This window comes from Psychromonas sp. Urea-02u-13, assembly GCF_002835995.1.
GTDB lineage: Bacteria > Pseudomonadota > Gammaproteobacteria > Enterobacterales > Psychromonadaceae > Psychromonas.
In genome coordinates, this window is the sequence record NZ_PJBZ01000067.1 from 89,943 (window position 1) to 112,357 (window position 22,415).

The following is a 22,415-nucleotide window of genomic DNA, read 5'->3' on the forward strand; positions in this document are numbered from 1 at the left end:
TTCATTTTCTTCTTGCTTAATCTTTTATAAGGTCTTTATATCTCAAATACCTACTCCTTAATTGATAGCTAAGCGCATTGTAACGTTTCATTACAAAGTTTATTTCTTATATTGCCAACTCCGCCATTGTTAATGGGGCTACTGTTACGTTAACATCTTGCTAAATTTACCCGTATGACGTTAATAAAATAGAGGCAAGAATGGAATCAATTCAAAATCATGTAACCGCGCTAGTGAGTAGTGCAGATACATTGTTTATACTTTTAGGGGCAATAATGGTTTTTGCCATGCATGCCGGTTTTGCTTTCTTAGAGGTCGGTACTGTACGTCATAAGAACCAAGTAAATGCATTAGTTAAAATTATGTCTGACTTTGGTGTGTCGGCGCTGGTTTATTTTTTCTTTGGTTACTGGTTGGCTTACGGCGTTACTTTTTTTGATAGTGCAGCGGTGCTTGCAGAAAATAACGGTTATGAGTTAGTTAAGTTTTTCTTTTTGATGACTTTTGCTGCTGCCATTCCTGCCATTATTTCTGGTGGTGTTGCAGAGCGTGCTAGGTTTAACCCGATGTTAATTGCAGCTGCTTTATGTGTCGGTTTAGTTTACCCGTTCTTTGAAGGGCTAATCTGGAATGGTAATTATGGCTTTCAAGCATGGTTAGAAAGTAACTTTGGTGCTGTTTTTCATGACTTTGCCGGTTCAATCGTCGTACATGCAGTTGGTGGTTGGATTGCGTTTGCTGCCATTATTGTCTTAGGTAGTCGAAAAGGCCGTTACCGCGGTGGTAAAGTGGTTGCGTTTGCACCTTCAAATATCCCATTACTTGCGCTGGGCGCATGGATCTTATCGATTGGTTGGTTTGGCTTTAATGTTATGTCAGCGCAGGCGATAGAAGGCATTAGCGGATTGGTTGCGATGAACTCTTTAATGGCTATGGTTGGTGGCATTATCAGTTCATTGGTTATTGGTAAAAAAGATCCTGGTTTCATTCATAATGGTCCATTAGCGGGCTTAGTTGCAGTATGTGCAGGATCTGATGTTATGCATCCAATGGGAGCGCTTGCTACTGGTTTAGTGGCTGGTGGTTTGTTTGTTTGGTTGTTTATCTACGTACAAAATAAATTCTCACAGTTTGATGATGTATTAGGTGTGTGGCCTTTACATGGCGTTTGTGGTTTATGGGGTGGTATTGCGGTAGGTATCTTTGGCCTTGAACGTTTTGGTGGACTAGGCGGTGTTAGCTTTATGAGCCAATTGATTGGTTCAATCGCCGGTATTACTGTGGCGCTAATCGGTGGTTTCATCATCTATAACGGTGTGAATTATTTTATGCCTATTCGCCTTAGTGAAGAAGATGAATTCAATGGTGCGGATGTCGCAATTCATAAGATTGGTGCAACTAACTTAACGAACAAATAAGAAAGTCGATAATACTTGAAATACTCATCGTGTATCTTTAAGTTTATTGGGTTTTAAAAAGAGCGTTAAACGAAAGTTTAGCGCTCTTTTTTTATGCGATCTATTTACCAAAAATAGAATAAAAAAGCATCTAAATAGCAAATAAACCTGTTATAAAAGAAAATCTGATATATAGCAGTATTTATCATAAAAATCCTGCTATAAAGCGTCTGTTAGAAACTCCCATTTAAATTACCTGAGGTTAATACTATGAAAGTTATTGAAGTCAAACATCCACTAATCCAACACAAAATTGGTTTGATGAGAAAAGCGGACATAAGCACTAAACATTTTCGTGAATTAGCACGTGAAGTTGCAAGTTTATTAACCTATGAAGCAACAAAAGATTTGGCTGTTGAAACCGTTACGATTGATGGTTGGGATGGCAAGGTCGATATTGAACAGATTCAAGGTAAGAAAGCGACGGTAGTGCCTATTTTACGTGCGGGTCTGGGTATGATGGATGGCGTGCTTGAACATATGCCAAGTGCAAAAATCAGTGTTGTTGGTATCTATCGTGATGAAGAAACACTAGAGCCAGTACCTTACTTTCAGAAACTAGTGAGCCAAATTGACCAACGCTTAGTATTAGTGGTTGATCCGATGTTAGCAACGGGTGGTTCAATGATTTCAACGCTGGATCTTGTTAAAGAAAAAGGGGCAACCAACATTAAAGTACTTATTTTAGTGGCTGCACCTGAAGGTTTAAAAGCGCTAGAGGAAGCACATCCAGATATTGAAGTTTACACCGCCTCTATTGACTCTCATCTTAATGAGAAAGGTTACATCGTGCCTGGATTAGGTGATGCTGGTGATAAGATATTTGGAACAAAATAATGACAACCAAGGAAACTAACGCAGACTTAATCGTTAATGTTGATCAGCCCGTTGAAGACATTACTGCCAATTTAAATACCGCACAGCAGATACTTGCTGGTGGGCAAATGTTATTTGTCGCGTTTGGTGCGTTAGTCTTAATGCCGTTAATTACGGGGCTTGATGCAAACGTCGCGCTATTTACTGCCGGCCTAGGTACTTTGTTATTTCACTTAGTAACAAAAGGACAAGTGCCGATATTTTTGGCTTCGTCTTTTGCCTTTGTCGCGCCAATTGCTTACGGCATTCAAACTTGGGGTATTCCAAGTACGATGTCTGGTTTATTTGTCGCTGGTGTTGTTTATATGCTGATGGCTTATGCGGTGAAATTAAAAGGTGTTAATTTTATTCACCGTTTATTACCACCAGTGGTTGTTGGTCCAGTGATCATGGTGATTGGTTTAGGCTTAGCACCGATGGCTGTGAATATGGCTATTGGTAAAGCGGGTGATGGTTCAATGATTTTTATTGAGCAAGACACTGCGTTAATTATCTCGCTAAGCGCGTTATTAACAACACTGTTAGTGTCTACTATGGCAAAGGGGGTGTTTAAGTTAGTGCCTATTTTTTCAGGGGTAATGGTTGGTTATACGCTATCATTTCTTTTTGGTGTTATCGATTTTTCGCCTATTGCAAATGCGCCTTGGTTAAGTATGCCAAACTTTGTTGCACCTGAATGGAACTGGCACGCGATTTTATTCATGATCCCCGTTGCGATTGCGCCTGCTGTTGAGCACGTTGGCGATATTTTGGCGATCAGTAATGTAACCGGTAAAGACTTTCTTAAAAAACCGGGATTACACCGCACATTGTTTGGTGATGGTTTAGCAACGAGCGCATCCTCATTGCTCGGTGGTCCACCTAATACCACGTACAGCGAAGTAACGGGGGCAGTCATGCTTACTCGTAACTTTAACCCTAAAATTATGATGTGGGCTGCTGTCATTGCTATCTGTCTCGCTTTTGTGGGCAAGTTTGGCGCAATATTACAAACAATTCCAGTTGCGGTGATGGGCGGTATCATGATTTTACTGTTTGGTACCATTGCATCGGTCGGTTTGAATACATTAATTCGTCATCAAGTTGATTTGTCTGATGCACGTAACCTTTGTATTGTCTCTGTGACCTTAATATTTGGTATCGGTGGTATGGCCTTCGGTTTTGGTGCTTTTAGTTTACAGGGCGTGAGCTTATGTGGATTAGTGGCCATTGCCTTGAACCTATTATTACCTAAAGTTAAGTCATTGTAGTGGCATAGCTTTATTAAGTGTCAGCATAAAGCTGGCACTTATCATTCGGGTAATGAAAATAGACTTGGCTTCAGCTGAACTTTTTATAAATACTCTCTAAAACACCTCTTAGTATTCCCTACCAATCAACAAAAAACATCATTCACAAAGCGTAATTTAATAAAACAATTAACGTTATTGTAAGAAATAAAGCCGTTAAAAGTTAATCTATTATGAAGTTGAATTGTGTCCAAAAATTAATAGCATTCAGCGTACCCATAATAAAGTTGGCAGTCGTGGCTAGCAATGATTTACTAAATTAATACAGACATCATGCAGTGCGTAATAAAAACTTTTGTCTTTTTATAGTACGGTGTATTAAAGATTTATAATTAATAACGTTAGATTTATTACAATTTCAATTATTTTACAAGCTATCGCAATTTATGCATTGGTTTAAACAACCTTTCAGCATCGAAATATCCATTTGTGTTATTGGGGGTTGTTAGAAACACCTAACTTCATTAGATTCATTTCATAACAATATTTATTCATTTCAGTATTTCTTTATCTTCTGCCTTAGGCTATTTTTATCTTTGTTAATATTTCTGAGTGACAAGCAGTGCTGTGAAGGGGAGATTTAACCTTTTGTTGCAGAGAAGTGTGCTAACGTAATGTGTTCTTTCCCCAAGTAAATTTCGATCGGTCAATTCAGAACATTAAATCAATGACCATTAAATTAATAGTCATTGGTATTAGTCGCATTCTCAGAAAATTGTAGCAAAGAGGTGTATCAGTCGATTTTGTGGGGATGTGTGGGATTGATGGATAAGTGGTGTTGTAAATTTTTTAAATTCAAGCTGTTACTATAAAATGGCTATTAATAAAATAGCCATTTTATAGTTCCAATATTGACTAAGTCATTATATTGGAGCGAGTCATATTATAAAGACTGTTTTCTTATGCCGGCGATATGCAACAAAGTTCTACCTAATAATAATTCAATCGCTAGATAACCTTCATCTCCCCATAACGCATAAATCTTCTCAACAAGTGTACTAACACCTTTTATTGAAAGCGCATGTGCGTTGGCATTCATATTACCAGTAAGCATAGAAACGATATTCAGGAATTTAGCTTCTTCTAGTGACTCTGTCCACGAGGTAACAAAGCTATCTAGGCTTTCAAAGTTAAGATAACTCATAAACACAGGGAGTACTTTTCCTTGAATTGCAGCAATAAAGTCGATGTCATGGGGATAATAGCCTTGGATCGTGCTGCGTGTGTTTACACCGGCTTGGTCTGCAATATATTGATAAGACACTTTATGCCATTCGCCAGTCATTAAGGCGTTAAAAATAATATTATCAAAGCGTGTTTTGTTTTCTTCTCGCTGTTTAGCAGAAATCCTAGCCATTTTTCTTTCCTTTTTAAATACAGGGTACTAATTTTAGCATAAATTGTGATTGGATATACTAAATCTTACCCCTATAAATTCATTTTTAAATCTAAGTGTTTTGCAATCTTGGATAATGGGGCGATTAAGTGTGAGCACATTATTATAGGTGGTCGTATATTGCAATTTTTTACGTACATATTAGTGTAAAAAACTGAACGCTAAAATGGCTTTGCTCTTCAACAATTGGCATTGATTATTTTGACACTTAAGTTATTTACCTAACAAGGTTTTATCGCGTGTCGTGAGCGTGTTAGCCATTGTTAGCCATTGTTAGCCATTTTTAGCCGATAAACTAATTTTCAAGATGAAGCGATGTATTTATGAGAACGGATGGAATAGATAAAACGCGTATTAACTAAAGTGATAACGATGGGCTAATGTTCTTATTCATTAAATAATAAGAATTAAATCGTGAGGATTAAATCTGTCGGTGGCTTTCGTATCTCTTCACTTCATCGATTGTGGCGTTTTGCTCTTTGATTGACAACGGGTAGACATTACAACTGATTCTTTTGGCACAAGATCTCAGGCAAAGATCAGAAACTTGCTGTTTGGAGTGTGCTGTCAAACAGCGTATTTCAGCTGCGCAGATCAGACCACTTTCAAATAAAATTGCTAGTTTTTCAAGGCTTACCTCAAGTTGCACTAATTTTTTTTCCTCTGTTTTATGATCCATGATCTCCTCCTTATAGGGTTATTGCACTTCCCTTAACTCTAATTGATAATTATTATCATTTCAAGTTTGTTTTTTATATTTATTATTTTGTTACACTAGCAATGTCGCCTTTTTATACACTCATTTCATATTTTCATTCAGGGTAATTCAATGAATAAAAAACAGTTTCTTTTACCTCTTGTTATTTTATTAATTAGTGCGGGTGCTTATTGGGGCGCATTACAACTTAAAAAGCCGCCTGTTGAAAAAGAGGTTGTGGATAATACGCCTTTAGTGACCGTGCAAGTGATAGAAGCTTCTTCGATTGATTTCGCTGTAGGCTCTTATGGTGTGGTAAAAAGCCAATTTGAAACGGACCTTGTTGCCCAGGTGAGTGGTGAAATTCGCTATTTATCGAAGAAGTTTGTGCGTGGCGGGTTTGTAAAAAAAGGTGAGATACTGGCCAAAATTGATGCTAATGATTATCAGGCTGCTTTAATTGATGCGCAAGCAAACATCGCATCAGCAGAAGCCGCTTTAGTACTTGAAATAGCCAATGCTAATGTGGCTAAAGAGCAGTGGCGAAAAATAAAAGGTTCAAAGCCGACATCATTGAGTCTGCGCGAGCCACAAGTTGCACAGGAAAAAGCGCGTTTATTATCTAGCCAAGCAGGGCTAAAGCGTGCCAAACGAAATGTAGAACGTACTATTATACGCGCGCCCTATGATGCCCTTATCCATACGCGTTTAATTTCTTTAGGCTCTTATGCAAGCATTGGCACAGCGCTAGGACAAGTATTGAGCACGGATATTGCTGAATTACGTTTACCGGTTGCCGATAGCGAAATGCAATATTTAATGAATAGTGGAGATAACGCAAAAGTGATCCTTGATGCCACTATCTCTGGTGTAAAACAAACATGGTCTGGTGTTGTAGTGAGAAATGAAGGTGTTATTGATGCACGTAGCCATATGAACTATTTGGTGGTGCAAGTAAAAGACCCTTACCAATTAAGAAGTAAAGATGCTGAAAAGTTACGTTTTGGCACCTATGTAACAGCACGTATTAGCGGTAAAAAAATAGACAATGTGAGTGTTATTAACCAACATTTAATTACCAATAGCCAAGTCGCGATTGTTAATAAGCAAGGTTTATTACATTTTCAAGCGATTAATATTGCACGTGTTTTAGATGGTAAAGCCTATGTTAACAAAGGGTTAAGTGATGGTATGCAAGTGATCACTTCTGCACTCGATTACCCAATTGAAGGCATGCCTTTATTGATTAAAGAAAAAACGATCGAACATACCGCTTTAAACATGAGCGCTACTGAACTATCCGTTCACCAGGCGGATAAATAACATGTCTGAAAAAAAATTAAATGACAGCTTAGCAAATAGCTCAGACATTACTTCAAATGATACGTTAGATATAAACAAAGGCGTGATTTCTTGGTTTGCACGTAACTCTGTGGCGGCCAATCTACTGATGATTATCATCATAGTGGGTGGGTTGTTAACCGCTAATACCATTCGTAAACAGTTTTTTCCGCAAGTCGATATTAACTGGATAGAGCTAAGTGCTGTTTATTCGGGCGCTGCGCCTAAAGAGGTGGAAGAGGGCATCACCATCAAAATAGAGGAGGCGTTAGAAAGCGTTCAAGGCCTTAGACGTGTGATAACCCGCTCTAAGCAAAATATGATGTCTGCGCATATTCGTGTTGAGGATGATTATGATCCTAACTTAGTATTAGAAGAGATTAAAAACGAGATTGATTCTATTGCTAGTTTTCCCGACGGCATGGAAAATATCAACGTTGAACGTGTGAAATTACGTCAAGAGGTGATGTATATGAGTCTTTATGGCGATCTCAATGCACGCCAACTCAAGGATCTTGGTAATACCATTCACGATGAAATTAAAGCGTTACCGGGCGTTAATATCACCGAGTTTTATGGCGGTTTAAATTACGAAATTGCCGTTGAAGTGAGTAAAGATAAACTGCGTAAATATGGATTAACCTTTAACGAGGTGGCAACCGCTATTCGTGGCTTCTCTCAAAATATGTCTGCTGGGCAAATCCGCGCTGAAAATGGTTTTATTAATTTACGTGTACAAAATCAAGCTTATATTGGCAGTGAGTTTGAAGTCTTACCGTTACTAACGATGGAAGATGGTAGCAAGTTATTATTAAGTGATATTGCCGATATTAAAGATACCTTTGAGCAAGGTATTCAATATTCCAAGTTTAATGGCAAAAACTCAGTGACCTTTTTCATTGGTGCTGCTAATAACCAAAGCATCACAGATGTTGCCGCTGCCGTGCATAAATATGTTGATAATAAGCAAAGTCTATTACCTGACGGCATTAATTTAGAAACCTGGGTTGATATGACCTATTACTTGCAAGGTCGATTAGACTTAATGCTCGATAGTATGAAAAGTGGCGCGCTGTTAGTCTTTGTATTATTAGCGCTATTTTTACGTGTCCGTTTGGCATTTTGGGTAATGATGGGCTTGCCTATCTGTTTTCTGGGCACCTTATTACTGATGCCCAGTGCGATGATTGATGTCACCATCAATGTGATCAGCCTGTTTGCCTTTATTTTAGTGTTAGGCATAGTGGTTGATGATGCCATCGTGATGGGGGAGAGTGCTCATGACGAATGTGAAAAAAAAGGACAACATATTGATAATGTTATCCGTGGTGTTAAGCGGGTAGCGATGCCGGCAACCTTTGGTGTATTAACCACGATTGCTGCTTTTTTGCCGATAACATTGGATGACGGCCCCAGTTCTGCTTTTGGTAAGGCAATTGGTTTTGTGGTGATCCTCTGTTTGATTTTTTCATTGATCGAATCGAAACTGATTTTACCTGCCCATTTAGCCTCAATGAAAGCACGAAAAATTGTTAAACCCGGATCTAAAAACCCCCTTGATTGGTTACGTAATATCGTTAACTTTCTGCAAAGAAAAGTAGATATAAGTTTACAGTATTGCATTCATCGTCTTTATCTACCGACACTGCAAAAAGCGCTGCGTTATCGTTATACGGTAATTGCCCTGTTTATTGCTTTATTAGTGTTATGCGCGGGCTTATATCAAAGTGGCTTAGTGCGTTATATTGGTCAGCCTAAAATTCCCCAAGACTTCCCCCGCGTCACTATTGAAATGACACTTAACTCATCGGAAAAAGCAACATTAAGCGCAGCCCTTGCGGTGGAAGAAACGATTCAAAAGATAGAGTTACAACTACTCAATGAATATGGCCAAAATATGGTCTCCGATAGCCAAGTACAATTGCTCGGACGCTCTAAAGCTGAAGTGATGCTTAAACTCGTTGATCCTGAATTAAGACCGATTGATACTTTCGAATTAGCCGCTTTATGGCGCCAAGCCTTCCCTAAAATAGCGGGTATTAAAGAACTGAAAGTGCAAGATAACCTCTTTGGTAATGGCCGTGATGATGGCGATGTGAGTTTCAGATTACAAGGAAGAGACTCACAGCAGTTATTAGCAGTTTCTAATAAGCTGGTGGATAAATTAAATAGCTTGCAAGGGGTGGCTGATGTTGCCAATAGTCATGAATCAAGTACCCGTGAGGTGCAATTCACTTTAAAACCATTGGCTTATAGTCTTGGGTTAACACTTAAAGACATTGCGACGCAAGTCGGACATAGTTTTTATGGTTTAGAGGTGCAACGATTATTACGTAACGGCGAAGAGATTAAAGTCATGCTCCGTTACCCAGAGGTGCAACGTAACTCGATTAGCTTGGTGGCTAATACTTTAATTCGATTAGCCGATGGTGTCGAAGTCCCGCTTTCTGAGGTCGCTGATATTATCGTGACAGAGGGGTTAAATAAAATCCGCCGTGAAAATGGACGTCGAACAATCACTGTTTGGGCTGCTGTTGATGCAGATAAAGTTGAGCCCTTTAAATTAGCTAAAGATATTCGTGATAATTATTTACCTGAGCTATTAAAAGATTACCCGCAGGTGCAGATGAAACTCTCGGGTAAAATCCAAGAAGAGATGGACAGTGCTAATACGCAGTTACGTAATTTTGTATTAGCGTTATTAATTATTTATAGCTTGTTGGCTATTCCGCTGAAATCTTACGCGCAACCTTTGATGATCATGGCCATCATTCCTTTTGGTATTGTGGGATCGGTAATTGGCCATATGGTCTTTGATTTAGACCTCAGCATGCTGTCTGTTTTTGGCATTATTGCAGCAGCGGGCGTGGTAGTAAATGATTCACTAGTGATGGTTGATTACATTAATGTGGCACGGCGACGTGGCGTGAAAATGAAAGAAGCGGTCATGCAAGCGGGTAAGCGTCGTTTTAGAGCGATATTCCTCACCTCATTGACCACCTTTGTGGGTTTGATGCCTATTATGACGGAAACCAGCATGCAAGCGCAGATGGTGATTCCAATGGCGGTATCGTTGGCTTTTGGTGTTTTATTTGCCACTATCGTGACGCTGTTATTAATCCCTTGTTTATACATCATGATTGAAGATGTTAAAGCCTTACCCGCTAAAATATGGAAGGGCAAAGACTCTGAAGGGATTGAAGTGTCATAAACAATTTACCACGAAGACACGAAGGTAAAGCAAACCTTTATTCATGTTTTCTGCGTGCCCTCTGTGTCGCACTGCTGCAATAAAGAAGTTGTTAGTTGTTAGTTGTTAGTTGTTAGTTGTTAGTTGTTAGTTGTTAGTTTTTAGCTGTCGGCTGTCAGCAAGTACCAAATCTAAATCTAAATCAAGGTCAAAAGCGATTAACCCCCCTTGAAAAACGCCGACCACGAAGAACGCGAAGGTAAAGCAAAAACTAACAACCAATATTTCTGATGTTTTCTTCGTGGTGATGATTTTTTGCTCGTTAAGGTCAAAAGCAATTAACCACGAAGGCACGAAGAACGCGAAGGAAAGACCAACCTAAACCTTTGTTAATGTTTTCTTCGTGTCCTCTGTGTAGCGTAGCGACTTCGTGGTAATGATTTTTTGCTTGTTAAGATCAAAAGCGATTAACCACGAAGGCAAAGTAAAACCCAACCTTTATTGATGTCTTCTTCGTGCACTCTGTGTAGCGAAGCGGCTTCGTGGTGATGATTTTTTAGTTGTTTTCAGCTTAGTGCTGTCGCTTGATGGTCATGGTTTTTTGTTCTCTTCAAGTGACTAAAATGTAACCTTATCTTAGCTGATAAAGCTCTTTGAGGTGTCCTGCCTAAATGTGCTATTATACGCGCCTATTTTACTCAGCTACTTTGAATAGCAATTAATGGATTAGGTGCGTGCTGTATGATTCCCAATTTAAGCCACAACGAAAATATCAAGCAAGACTACTTTGCCTTTTTAAGCGCACTACTTAACACCGACTACCAAGGTGAAATAGCAAAAAGCTATGCGAGCCGTTTAGCGTTAGCGACCGATAACAGTGTTTACCAATGGTTACCACAGGCGGTTATCTTCCCTAAATCGACGCAAGATATTGTGGAAATTTGTCAACTAGCACAATCTTCTGAGTTTGCTGATATTCGTTTTTCACCACGTGGTGGTGGCACTGGCACGAATGGCCAATCATTAACTGATGGCATTATTTTAGACCTCTCTAAATTTATGAATCAAATCCTAGAGCTTAATGTGAGTGAAGGCTGGGTACGTGTTCAAACGGGTGTGGTCAAAGACCAATTAAACGCTTATCTGAAACCCCATGGTTTATTTTTTTCGCCGGAGCTTTCTACCAGTAACCGTGCAACGATTGGTGGCATGGTAAGCAACGATGCATCGGGTCAAGGCTCATTAGCTTATGGAAAAACCAGTGATCATGTTTTAGCGCTTAAATCGGTGTTAATTAACGGTGAAGTCTTAGACAGTGCCCCGATTAATGGTGAAGCATTAGTTAAAGAAAGCGAACGTGAAGATGCTATCGGTGCAGTTTACCGACAAGTAATTGCAACCAGCGAGTCTAAACAGGCACAAATTGAAGCGGGTTTTCCAAAATTAAACCGTTTCTTAACCGGTTACGATTTAAAACATGTATACGATGCTAAAACCGGCACTGTCGATTTATCACGACTTTTATGTGGCTCTGAAGGTTCACTGGCGTTTATTACTGAAGCCAAATTAAATGTTCAAAAAATCCCAACTTACCGTACCTTATTTAATGTTAAGTATGACAGCTTCCAATCCGCACTTAAAAATGCGCCATTTTTAGTTAACGCTAACGCGCTTTCTGTTGAAACCGTCGACTCTACTGTGTTGAATTTAGCCAAAGAAGATATCGTTTGGCACAGTGTTAGTGCACTCATTACCGATGTGCCTAATAAAGTCATGGATGGTATTAACATTGTTGAATTTGTTGAAGAAGATGCAACTATTCAAGATGAAAAAGTAGCCGTATTAACAGCGGAACTGGACCGTTTAATCGCCGCTAAAGAAGCCGGTGTTATTGGTTATCAGATTTGCGATCAGCTTTCAGATATTAATAAAATATATGGCATGCGTAAAAAAGCGGTGGGTTTATTAGGTAAAACAAAAAGTAAGTCTAAACCTATCGCCTTTGCTGAAGATACTTGTGTACCGCCAGAAAACTTAGCAGACTACATTATTGAGTTTCGTCAGTTGCTCGATGATAAAGGGCTTCATTACGGCATGTTTGGTCACGTTGATGCAGGTGTTTTACACGTTCGCCCTGCACTTGATTTATGTGACCCATCACAAGAAGTATTGATGCGTGAGATATCAGATAAAGTGGTGGCATTAACGGCTAAATATAAAGGTTTAATGTGGGGAGAGCATGGTAAAGGTTTCCGCAGTGAATATGGCCCTGCGTTTTTTGGTGATGAACTGTTTACTGAATTACGTAAAATTAAAACGGCTTTTGATCCTCAAAATCGTGTTAATCCAGGTAAAATTTGTACACCATTAGATTCAACTGAACAGTTAGTGAGTGTTGATGCGGTAAAACGTGGCACCTTTGACCGACAAATCCCGGTGCAAGTACGTGAAAGTTTCACCCAAGCCTTAGATTGTAACGGTAATGGTTTATGTTTCAATTATGATACTAAATCACCTATGTGTCCGTCGGTAAAAGTGACCAGTGATCGTGTTCATTCACCGAAAGGCCGCGCAGGTTTAATGCGTGAGTGGTTGCGTCAATTAGCTAATAACGATATTGATGTGCTGCAATTAGAGAATGACCTCTATGCAGGAAAAAATGCGAGTATCTTTACTAAGTTTAAAAATAGCTTAGCAAAAAACAAAGGCGAGTATGACTTCTCACATGAAGTGATGGATGCAATGCAGGGCTGTTTAGCTTGTAAAGCGTGTTCAAGCCAATGTCCGATTCAGGTTGATGTGCCGACTTTCCGTTCGCGTTTTATCTTCCTTTATCACGGTCGTTATTTACGCCCATTAAAAGATTATTTTGTTGCTTACGTTGAACAATATGCACCCTTGATGGGTAAGATGCCGCGCTTTTTTAACTTCTTTATGAAGATGAAAATAACGGCGTCATTGACTGAAAAGTTTGTGGGTATGGTTGATATTCCCTTGCTTTCAGCGCCGACGCTTAAATCTGCGCTTAAAAAGAAAACCATTAACGAGTTTGATTTAGAAAAATTACAAGCGTTAACACCTATTGAGCGCGAAGGTTATGTATTAATTGTACAAGACCCTTTCACTACTTATTATGATGCGGATGTGGTGCGTGATTTAATGTTAACGATTAAGAAACTAGGTTATAAACCGGTATTATTACCCTTTAAACCTAATGGTAAACCACAGCATATTAAAGGTTTCCTTGAAAAATTTTCTAAAACAACTAAAGACTCAGGCCAATTTTTAAATGAAATGAGTGAACTGAATATTCCAATGGTGGGGACAGACCCGGCAATGGTGCTTTGTTACCGTGATGAATATAAACAAGCGTTAGGTGAGCAACGTGGTCAGTTTAATGTGCAACTATTCCAAGAATGGTTATTACCACGCTTGAAAGGTAATGCAAAAGCGTTAACCGATAAACAGTTTTATCTGTTTGGGCACTGTACTGAGAAAACGGCTGAACCGACTTCTGCAGGTGATTGGACTAGAATCTTTAATCACTTTGGTAGCCAGTTTAGTGATGTTGCGGTTGGCTGTTGCGGTATGGCAGGGACATTTGGTCACGATGCAGGTAAAGTGGAGCAATCAAAAGCGATTTACAGCTTGAGTTGGGAAGCGGAAATTGCAAAACGTGATCGCAGTGAATGTTTAGCGACAGGCTATTCATGTCGTAGCCAAGTGAAACGCATTGAAGGTGAAGTATTGAAACATCCAGTGCAAGCGTTGTTAGCGATTTTATAAGCTTCTAGCTGCGGGCCACGAGCTTCGAAGTTCGTAACTCGAAGCTATTAGCTCGAATCTCGAAGCCGTTACAAAGGATTAAATATCGATGTCTATTTGGAAAAAAGACAGTTCATTAATACGCCTGAATAAGATAAGCGACAATACAATCATCGCTTTATTAGGTATTGAATATACCCAAATTGGCGATGACTTTATAAAGGCGACAATGCCGGTTGATAGCCGTACTCATCAGCCTCATGGTTTATTACATGGTGGGGCTTCAGTCGTATTGGCAGAAACATTAGGCAGTGTCGCAGGTAACCTTGCGGTGTCAGCGGATAAAGTGTGTGTTGGCCTTGAGGTCAATGCAAATCATCTACGCAGTGTAAAAACAGGCGTAGTCACTGGCATAGCAAAAGCAATTCGATTAGGTCGTACCGTACAGGTATGGCAGATAGAAATACACAATGAAAAAGAGCAATTGGTCTGTACGTCGCGTTTGACGCTGGCTGTAATTGATCGCCCTAAATAACAGAGAAATAATATGATTAAAATTGGTACTTATAACGAACTTAAAATCGTAAAACGCGTAGAGTTTGGTTTATACCTTGATGGCGCAGACGAAGGTGAAATTTTATTACCACGTCGTTACACAACCGATGATATGCAAGTCGGTGACAATGTTAATGTATTTTTATACTTTGACTCAGAAGACCGTTTGATTGCAACAACACAACGTGCAAAAGCTGAAGTTAATAAATTCTCTTCACTTAAAGTGATTGATACCAACCGTGCCGGTGCTTTCCTTGATTGGGGATTGCCAAAAGATTTATTAGTACCGTTTAATCAGCAAAAAATACCGATGAAAGAAGGTTACGGTTACGTTGTTTATATTTACCAAGATGATATTAGCGAGCGCTTAGTTGCCTCTTCAAAGCTAGATCGCTTTTTAGATAACGAACCGGCTGATTACTCTGTGGGTGACAAGGTTGATATTTTAATTGCCGATAAAACAGATTTAGGTTTTAAAGCGATTATTAACGATAAACACTGGGGCGTACTCTTTGAAACCGAAGTATTTGGTGATATGGGTATTGGTAAACAGTGTAAAGGTTACATAAAGCAGATTCGTGAGGATGGTAAATTAGATGTTGGTTTAACTAAAGTCGGTTATGCAAAAGTGGATGCGTTAGCTGAACGTATTTTACAAAGCTTAAAACAGAATCAAGGTTTCTTACCGCTACATGATAAAAGTAAACCTGAGCAAATTGCAAAAATTCTAAAAATGAGTAAAGCAAACTTTAAAAAATCAATTGGTCAATTATACCGCAAACATTTAATCACCATTGAAAATGACGGTATTCGTATCAACGAATAGTCTATTTTTTATAAAAGTGAATGCATTTATTGTTTTATTATAAGCAACAAAATGTTAAATTAGCCTGCAATAAATACATCAAAAATAAAACTTTATACAGTAGGGACACCATGATAAAAAAATGTTTATTTCCAGCTGCAGGTTACGGAACTCGTTTCCTGCCAGCAACTAAGTCTATGCCTAAAGAAATGATGCCTATCGTTAACAAACCACTGATCGAATTTGGTGTTGACGAAGCATTAGAAGCAGGTATGACAGGGATGTGTATTGTTACTGGACGTGGTAAACACTCGTTGATGGATCACTTCGATTTAAACTATGAGCTAGAGCATCAAATCAGCGGTACAGCGAAAGAAGAAAAACTAAACGATATTCGTTCTATCATGGAAAATGCAAAATTTACTTTTATTCGCCAACGCGAAATGAAAGGTCTAGGGCATGCAATTTTAACCGGTAAAGAGCTGATTGGTGATGAACCTTTTGCTGTTATTTTAGCCGATGATATGTGTGTTAAAGATGGCGTTGAAGACGGCGTGCTTAAGCAAATGGTTGCACTTTACAAACAGTTCCGCTGTTCGATTGTTGCAGTTGAAGAAGTACCTGACGAAGAAACGCATAAATACGGTGTTATTAAAGGCGAGATGATCAAAGACGACATCTACCGCGTTGATGACATGGTTGAAAAACCAGAGCCGGGTACTGCACCAAGTAATATGGCAATCATCGGTCGTTATATCTTAACGCCTGATATCTTTGATATTTTAAAAGAGACTCCTCCTGGTAAAGGCGGCGAAATCCAAATTACTGATGCATTATTACAGCAAGCAAAAACAGGCTGTGTATTAGCGTATAAATTTAAAGGTAAACGTTTTGATTGCGGTAGTGTACCGGGTTACATCGAAGCAACTAACTTTGTATACGATAATATCTATAAAGAGTAACGGATAAAGACTCGGGGTCTTATCCAAAGCCTTTATAAAGCGTTATCAATAAAAAATCCCAACGAGTTTGGGATTTTTTATGCCTGATGAATTACTTGAAGAGCAGTATTAAATGAAAGCTGCTGTTACCATTAATAAAACGGCGACAACCCCAAAGACACCACCGAGCTTAAGTCCGAAGCGCTTATCACCATTAATACTGCGCTGGTAATCTTCAAATGAGCTTATATTTCCCCAAGACATTGCTAATACACAGCCTAACAATAAAGCCACATAACCATAAGAGAATATATAGTCACTTGACGCATCAGTGCCTGAATAATAGCTACCAAACATAAAATGTAAATAAGCGATGCCCAGTAACGTACTGAATAACCCTGTGGTTGCTAAAATGTATTTTGTCATGTGTTGAGCCTCTTAATAATGTAGAGGCATATTCTAACAGAGATCATCCTTGGAGAGCGGTAATTCCTAGCGTGATCACATTCATTTATCCTAGGTAATCAAGTTCATAAGGCACATCGTTTTTGGCTTATATTACTCCAGTAGGTTTGCTTCATCATTATTACGTTTAACTCGCTCTTCTATTTCTGATTTAACTAATTCACGTAGTTCATAGAGATCTTCAAGCACTATCTCTTTAATATGAATAGAGCCAAATATGCGTTTTTCAATCAAATCTTCTTCAGCGCATTTAGCGTGTGCAATTCCCCGTCTAGCGAGTGAAATAGGTTTGCCTAATTTATCATCTTTATTGAGTACTTCTTGTTTACAGAACATACAGCGCATAGCAATTACTCTCTTTATGAATCAATAAAAAAAGTGTAGCCCTGAAAATAAAAAGGCGCTTGTTAATAAATTAACAAGCGCCTTTTTTAGTGATCAGCTTCTAGCTTCTAGCTTCTAGCTTCTAGCTTCTAGCTTCTAGCTTCTAGCGACTAATGACTGTTAACTAACAGCTTTCTTTTCCCTTACATGATACGTTGGCCTGGTTTTGCGCCATCATCTGGGTTTAAGATGTGAATCTCTTTACCGCCAGGTCCTGCTGCTAATACCATACCTTCCGACAAACCAAACTTCATTTGACGTGCTGCAAGGTTAGCGACCATTACCGTTAACTTACCTTCCAAGTCTTCTGGGTTATAAGCTGATTTGATACCAGCAAAAACAGTACGTGTTTCGCCACCGATATCGAGTGTCAATTTAAGTAGTTTGTTTGCTTTTGGAACATGCTCTGCTTTTACGATAAGCGCAACACGTAAATCTGTTTTAGCAAAGGTATCAAAGTCGATTTCAGGTGCCAGAGGCTCTTTATCAAGCTCTGACTTTGAATCTTCAAGTTCAGCTGCAATTACAGCGGCTTTGGCTGCTTTATCCGCTTCAATGCTGTCTTTTGAGCTTTCTACCATTGCTTCCACTTTTTTAGTGTCGATACGTTGGAACAACGCTTTGAATTTATTGATTTTATGGCCTGATAACGGCGCTTTAATCACTTCCCAGTCTAACGTTTCAGCTAAAAATTCTTCACTGCGTGCTGTTAGTTTTGGCATGATTGGTTTTAAGTAAGTCATTAAAACGCGGAACAGGTTAATACCCATTGAGCAGATCTCTTGAACTTCTAACTCTTTACCTTCAACTTTTGCTAATGCCCAAGGCGCTTTATCATCGATATATTTGTTAGCAAGGTCGGCAAGTGTCATGATTTCACGAATCGCACGTGCAAATTCACGTTTTTCAAATTGCTCAGCAATAGAGTCGCCTGCTTCGATAAACTGTTGGTAAAGCTCAGGCTCTGCAACTGTGATTGATAATTCACCGTCATATTTTTTAGCAATGAAACCAGCAGTACGAGACGCTAAGTTAACCAGTTTATTAACCACATCGGTATTAACACGCTGCGTGAAGTCTTCAAGGTTAAGATCTAAATCAGAAACGCGTGAAGTTAGTTTAGCAGCGTAATAATAACGTAAACATTCTGGGTCTAAGTTCTCTAGGTAAGTACTTGCTTTGATGAACGTGCCTTTTGATTTAGACATTTTCTCACCGTTCACGTTTACATAACCATGAACATGCACACCCGTTGGTTTACGGAAACCCGCACCTTCTAAGATTGCAGGCCAAAATAAACCGTGAAAGTTGATAATGTCTTTACCAATGAAGTGATGAAGCTCAGCTGTACTGTCTGCTTTCCAGTATTCATCAAAATTTAAACCTTCAGTACGATCACAAAGATTTTTAAAGCTACCCATGTAACCAATTGGCGCATCCATCCATACATAGAAGAATTTACCTGGCGCATCTGGGATTTCAAAACCAAAGTAGGGTGCATCACGGGTGATATCCCATGCTTTCAAACCACTTTCAAACCATTCACTTAATTTATTAGCAACTTCACTTTGTAATGGACCAGATTTAGTCCATTCCACTAACATCTCTTGAAACTGTGCAGCATCAAAGAAGAGGTTTTCAGTATCTTTCATCACAGGCGTTGCATCAGAAACAACTGATTTAGGATTAATCATGTCGATAGGGCTATATGTTGCACCACAGGCATCACAGTTATCGCCGTATTGGTCTTCTGCTTTACATTTAGGGCAAGTGCCTTTTACAAAGCGGTCCGCTAAAAACATCTCTTTTTCAGGATCATATAGGCGAGAAACCACTTTTTTAGTGATGTAGCCTTTATCGCGTAATGCTAAATAGACTTGTGAAGAAAGAGCTTTGTTCTCTTCTGAATGTGTTGAATGGTAATTATCAAAACTGATATCAAAACCTTCAAAATCTTTTTCATGATCGGATTGAACACCTGCAATTAGTTCTTCTGGTGTAATACCCATTTCTTGAGCTTTAAGCATAATCGCGGTGCCGTGTGCATCATCTGCACAAACAAAATGGACATTGTTACCACGTAAACGTTGAAAACGTACCCAAATATCTGCTTGTACATGCTCTAGCATGTGCCCTAAATGAATCGGGCCGTTTGCGTAAGGCAGGGCACAGGTAACAAGGATTTTACGATCTTGGTTTGCCATTTTATGGTTATTCCTATTTATCAGTAATTTGTTTTTTAAGGGCGTAATTCTACCCAATTCATCAACTAAAGCCCACTCTTAAATTAGGGGTGAAAAATGGTTTGTTTTTGTTAAACTGATCTTCTGCTATTTCTCCCTTTAGGATTGTTATGTTATTTAAAAGAACCAGTCAGTTGGACAAAATTATTAGCTTGCTTAGTGAGTCTGATAACAAGCAATTACTTAAAAAATTACAGCAGGAACAGCGTATTGATTTTGATGAAGACGCATGTTCTTTAACCCTTAATCTGCCTTTTTATGCTCCTCAGTGGTTAAGTAAATTACAACAAACTAATGCGACTAAAATACAAAAAATGTTAGGCAAACCACTCAACTGGCAAGTAAACAATGATGTTATTGCATTACAAAGTAGCAGTAATAAAACTGCCCTTAATCAAATCAAAAACATTATTGTGGTGGCATCCGGTAAAGGCGGTGTTGGTAAATCTACGGTGAGTGTAAACCTGGCATTAGCATTGGCTAAAAATGGCGCTAAAGTCGGCATGTTAGATGCTGATATTTACGGTCCTTCTATTCCCACATTACTGGGTGCTAAGAATGAAAAACCAAGCAGTGCAGATGGGAAATTAATGTTACCGATTGAAGCACATGGCATCGTCTGTAATAGCATTGGTTTTTTAGTCGCCGAAGAAGATGCGATGATTTGGCGTGGGCCAATGGCCAGTAAAGCCTTGCAACAAGTCTTAAATGAAACTGCTTGGCCTGAATTGGATTATTTAATCGTGGATATGCCGCCTGGGACAGGGGATATTCAACTGACTATGTCACAACATGTACCCGTTAGTAGTGCGGTTATTGTGACAACTCCTCAAGATGTTGCGCTGATTGATGCCAAAAAAGGGGTCACTATGTTCAATAAAGTTGAAACACATATTTCGGGCATTGTTGAAAATATGAGTTTGTTTACTTGTTCTAACTGTGGTCATGAAGAAGCTATTTTTGGAACAGGAGGCGGTGAAAAATTAGCGGCACAGTTTAAATTACCTTTTCTGGGCAGATTGCCATTACATATTGATTATCGTCAAGACAGCGACGAAGGCAATCCTACAGTGAGCAAAGGAGAGAAGGCAACGTTAATCAACCCTTATCTTGCCTTGGCGGAAACGTTAGCGATTAATCTCTATCGCGACTTACAACCAGCAAGCCAACAAATCAATATAACCGAAGTTAAATAACAGCTTTCAGCTTTCAGTAAATTCAGTCTTTCTTAATCTTCGGATAGGAAACAAGGTGTTTCTGATAGCTGATAGCTGATAGCTGACAGCTAATAACTGACGGCTTCTTCTTTTACTTAAAGAGTATATATAATGGCAACTATCAAGTTTTCAAGAGATCAAAAAACAAGAATCGTGAGTGATATTCAACGCTATTTTGATAAAGAGTTAGATCAAGAGATCGGCGATTTTGATGCGGAGTTTTTGCTAGACTTCTTCAGCGAAAAAGTCGGTGGTGTTTATTACAATCAGGGGCTTAACGATGCTCGGCGCCTATTAGATGACAAGCTGGACACGATCACTGAGTCATTTTATGAGCTTGAGAAGGTCACTGACTTTGATTAGTTATTTAGTTGGTTGATCTTTTATTAATATTACTTGTAGAATAAGCCATTACCTTGTTAATTGACGAATTTTATAATGAAACACCTTGATTTAAAGACACTTACCGAAAATTTGGAACGTACTTTTATTGTTGCCACTGGGCTGGGCTTTCTGATTATCTTTTTCATTAAGATAAGTTTTTTAGATTCTATTTCTATTTTTGTTTATATAAGTTGGGCATTACTGTGCATCTTACTTTATGCACTTTCTAGGCATTTGAAGCTTAAAGAAAATGATGGTTTTGACTTTTACAAGGTAGCGGAGCCTATTGGTCGACAGGAGCGACGTAAAAAGCAAAATATAGAAGAGCGTGTCGCCATTCATATTGGGGAAGAGGGTCTTGACCCGATGATTCTTTTCAATGAGGAAAAGACAGGGGTTGCTTGTATATTAACCTTGACCGCGCTTAAACCGACTCATAAAATTTCGCGTTATTTGACAGAATTGGCTATTCAGGCAGAACAACAAGGTCAGCCCATTGCCGGGCAAACATTGTTTACTATGAGTTTCGAACAACAGTCAGGTTATTTTCGGTTAACGGAGGACGGGACAAATACTCTAGTAGAGTTTGCTTTTCCTGAGAGTCAGGGGCCTTTATATGATCAAGTCTCTCAGGTGATTTATCTGCTACTTGAGGCGAATCCGCTGGTTATGGTGACTAAAACTGATGTGACTAATTTTCAAGCGATGCAAAAGTTTTACCGTTACGTACAACGTCTAAACGATTCGAATAACCGTTGTGTTGAATATATTTCTTATTGCCAAGGCACATTAAAAATCTGTAATTCTTCTTATGTGGAATTATATGACTGCACATTACAAAGCACACTCACCTCATGGATCAATCAAGATGGTTTAATTCGCACTGACAACGTGGATGCTGAGCTATCAAATGACAACGTGTTACATTTGATGGATATCGAGTTGCCTTATCCTGAATGCCGTTTGGTCAATATAGAAATTGTAAAAGTCGCCAACCCTATGATAGCGGTTAAGCTTTATTTAACATTAACAGAGCTGAAAGAAGGGCAACTAACGGATAATATCAGCGGTTTAACGTTATTGATGAAAGACAGCAGTATTGCGATTAAACGCGATGAACAGTTCGATGACGAGCTTATTTCAGTCGCAGAGTATTTTGAGCAAAAAAGTTATCCAAAGTTTTAAGTGAAGAAGCTATCAGCCTTTAGCTGTTAGCTTTCAGTAAGGTCAAAACATAAAGTCAAAAGCAATTAACCACGAAGGCACGAAGAACACGAAGGTAAGACCCACATAAACCTTTATTCATATTTCCTTCGTGTCCTCTGTGTCGCACAGCTGCTTCGTGGTGAGCTTTCTTATCAGTCGAACAAAAAAATGTGAATAAAAAGCCCAAGCAAATAAAATCTGCTT

General features: G+C 39.0%; 18 protein-coding genes. 12 read left to right on the top strand and 6 right to left on the bottom strand.

Going from position 1 to position 22,415, the window contains the following annotated elements; genetic code table 11:
- Positions 1-200: 200 nt before the first annotated feature.
- From CXF74_RS12330 to CXF74_RS12340, 3 genes are all read left to right on the top strand, one after another.
- A complete protein-coding gene (locus CXF74_RS12330) occupies positions 201-1,418 on the top strand; it encodes an ammonium transporter (RefSeq protein WP_101082741.1) in 1,218 nt (405 codons plus the stop codon).
- Between the two features lie 249 nt (positions 1,419-1,667).
- Positions 1,668-2,294: a uracil phosphoribosyltransferase gene (gene upp, locus CXF74_RS12335; protein ID WP_101082742.1), complete on the top strand. Its 627-nt coding sequence runs from the start codon at positions 1,668-1,670 to the stop codon at positions 2,292-2,294.
- Complete coding sequence (locus CXF74_RS12340) at positions 2,294-3,583, top strand: uracil-xanthine permease family protein (protein WP_198552846.1); 1,290 nt, start codon at positions 2,294-2,296, stop codon at positions 3,581-3,583. Before upp ends, CXF74_RS12340 begins: the two co-directional genes overlap by 1 nt.
- Positions 3,584-4,505: 922 nt before the next feature.
- Here CXF74_RS12340 and CXF74_RS12345 read toward each other — a convergent pair.
- Both CXF74_RS12345 and CXF74_RS12350 read right to left on the bottom strand, forming a co-directional pair.
- Complete coding sequence (locus tag CXF74_RS12345) at positions 4,506-4,979, bottom strand: hypothetical protein (protein ID WP_101082743.1); 474 nt, start codon at positions 4,977-4,979, stop codon at positions 4,506-4,508.
- Positions 4,980-5,439: 460 nt separating this feature from the next.
- The gene (locus CXF74_RS12350) at positions 5,440-5,697 is read right to left on the bottom strand and encodes a hypothetical protein (RefSeq protein ID WP_101082744.1); all 258 of its coding nucleotides are present in this window, start codon (positions 5,695-5,697) and stop codon (positions 5,440-5,442) included.
- Between the two features lie 150 nt (positions 5,698-5,847).
- Between CXF74_RS12350 and CXF74_RS12355 the strand changes: the two genes are divergently transcribed.
- On the top strand, positions 5,848-7,038 hold the full coding sequence (locus tag CXF74_RS12355; RefSeq protein ID WP_101082745.1) for an efflux RND transporter periplasmic adaptor subunit: 1,191 nt from the start codon (positions 5,848-5,850) through the stop codon (positions 7,036-7,038).
- Position 7,039: 1 nt separating this feature from the next.
- Positions 7,040-10,267: an efflux RND transporter permease subunit gene (locus CXF74_RS12360; RefSeq protein ID WP_101082746.1), complete on the top strand. Its 3,228-nt coding sequence runs from the start codon at positions 7,040-7,042 to the stop codon at positions 10,265-10,267.
- A gap of 126 nt (positions 10,268-10,393) precedes the next feature.
- Here the strand turns inward: CXF74_RS12360 and CXF74_RS12365 are convergent, their stop codons facing one another.
- Complete coding sequence (locus CXF74_RS12365) at positions 10,394-10,600, bottom strand: hypothetical protein (RefSeq protein ID WP_101082747.1); 207 nt, start codon at positions 10,598-10,600, stop codon at positions 10,394-10,396.
- Between the two features lie 387 nt (positions 10,601-10,987).
- Here CXF74_RS12365 and ydiJ point away from each other — a divergent pair, with 387 nt between their 5' ends.
- From ydiJ to galU, 4 genes are all read left to right on the top strand, one after another.
- Positions 10,988-14,032 (top strand): D-2-hydroxyglutarate dehydrogenase YdiJ, encoded by a 3,045-nt coding sequence (ydiJ, locus tag CXF74_RS12370; RefSeq protein WP_101082748.1) that lies wholly within the window; start codon positions 10,988-10,990, stop codon positions 14,030-14,032.
- An 88-nt stretch (positions 14,033-14,120) separates the two neighbouring features.
- Positions 14,121-14,546 carry a hotdog fold thioesterase gene (locus CXF74_RS12375; protein WP_101082749.1) on the top strand — a complete coding sequence of 142 codons (426 nt, stop codon included), beginning with the start codon at positions 14,121-14,123 and terminating at the stop codon, positions 14,544-14,546.
- Between the two features lie 12 nt (positions 14,547-14,558).
- A complete protein-coding gene (locus CXF74_RS12380; protein ID WP_101082750.1) occupies positions 14,559-15,392 on the top strand; it encodes a CvfB family protein in 834 nt (277 codons plus the stop codon).
- Positions 15,393-15,502: 110 nt separating this feature from the next.
- A complete protein-coding gene (galU, locus tag CXF74_RS12385) occupies positions 15,503-16,333 on the top strand; it encodes a UTP--glucose-1-phosphate uridylyltransferase GalU (RefSeq protein ID WP_101082751.1) in 831 nt (276 codons plus the stop codon).
- 108 nt (positions 16,334-16,441) lie between these two features.
- Here galU and CXF74_RS12390 read toward each other — a convergent pair whose 3' ends face one another.
- The 3 genes from CXF74_RS12390 to metG form a co-directional block, all read right to left on the bottom strand.
- Entirely contained in the window at positions 16,442-16,738 is a 297-nt protein-coding gene (locus tag CXF74_RS12390) for a hypothetical protein (RefSeq protein ID WP_101082752.1), read from the bottom strand.
- Between the two features lie 132 nt (positions 16,739-16,870).
- Positions 16,871-17,113, bottom strand: coding sequence for a hypothetical protein (locus CXF74_RS12395; protein ID WP_157822399.1), 243 nt, complete (start codon positions 17,111-17,113; stop codon positions 16,871-16,873).
- Positions 17,114-17,304: 191 nt separating this feature from the next.
- On the bottom strand, positions 17,305-19,365 hold the full coding sequence (metG, locus tag CXF74_RS12400) for a methionine--tRNA ligase (RefSeq protein WP_101082754.1): 2,061 nt from the start codon (positions 19,363-19,365) through the stop codon (positions 17,305-17,307).
- Between the two features lie 149 nt (positions 19,366-19,514).
- On the opposite strand from metG, the gene apbC reads away from it, so the two are divergent.
- From apbC to CXF74_RS12415, 3 genes are all read left to right on the top strand, one after another.
- A complete protein-coding gene (apbC, locus tag CXF74_RS12405) occupies positions 19,515-20,600 on the top strand; it encodes an iron-sulfur cluster carrier protein ApbC (protein WP_101082755.1) in 1,086 nt (361 codons plus the stop codon).
- A gap of 132 nt (positions 20,601-20,732) precedes the next feature.
- On the top strand, positions 20,733-20,984 hold the full coding sequence (locus tag CXF74_RS12410) for a DUF2164 domain-containing protein (RefSeq protein ID WP_101082756.1): 252 nt from the start codon (positions 20,733-20,735) through the stop codon (positions 20,982-20,984).
- Positions 20,985-21,059: 75 nt separating this feature from the next.
- Positions 21,060-22,190 (top strand): hypothetical protein, encoded by a 1,131-nt coding sequence (locus CXF74_RS12415; RefSeq protein WP_101082757.1) that lies wholly within the window; start codon positions 21,060-21,062, stop codon positions 22,188-22,190.
- Positions 22,191-22,415 lie beyond the last annotated feature (225 nt).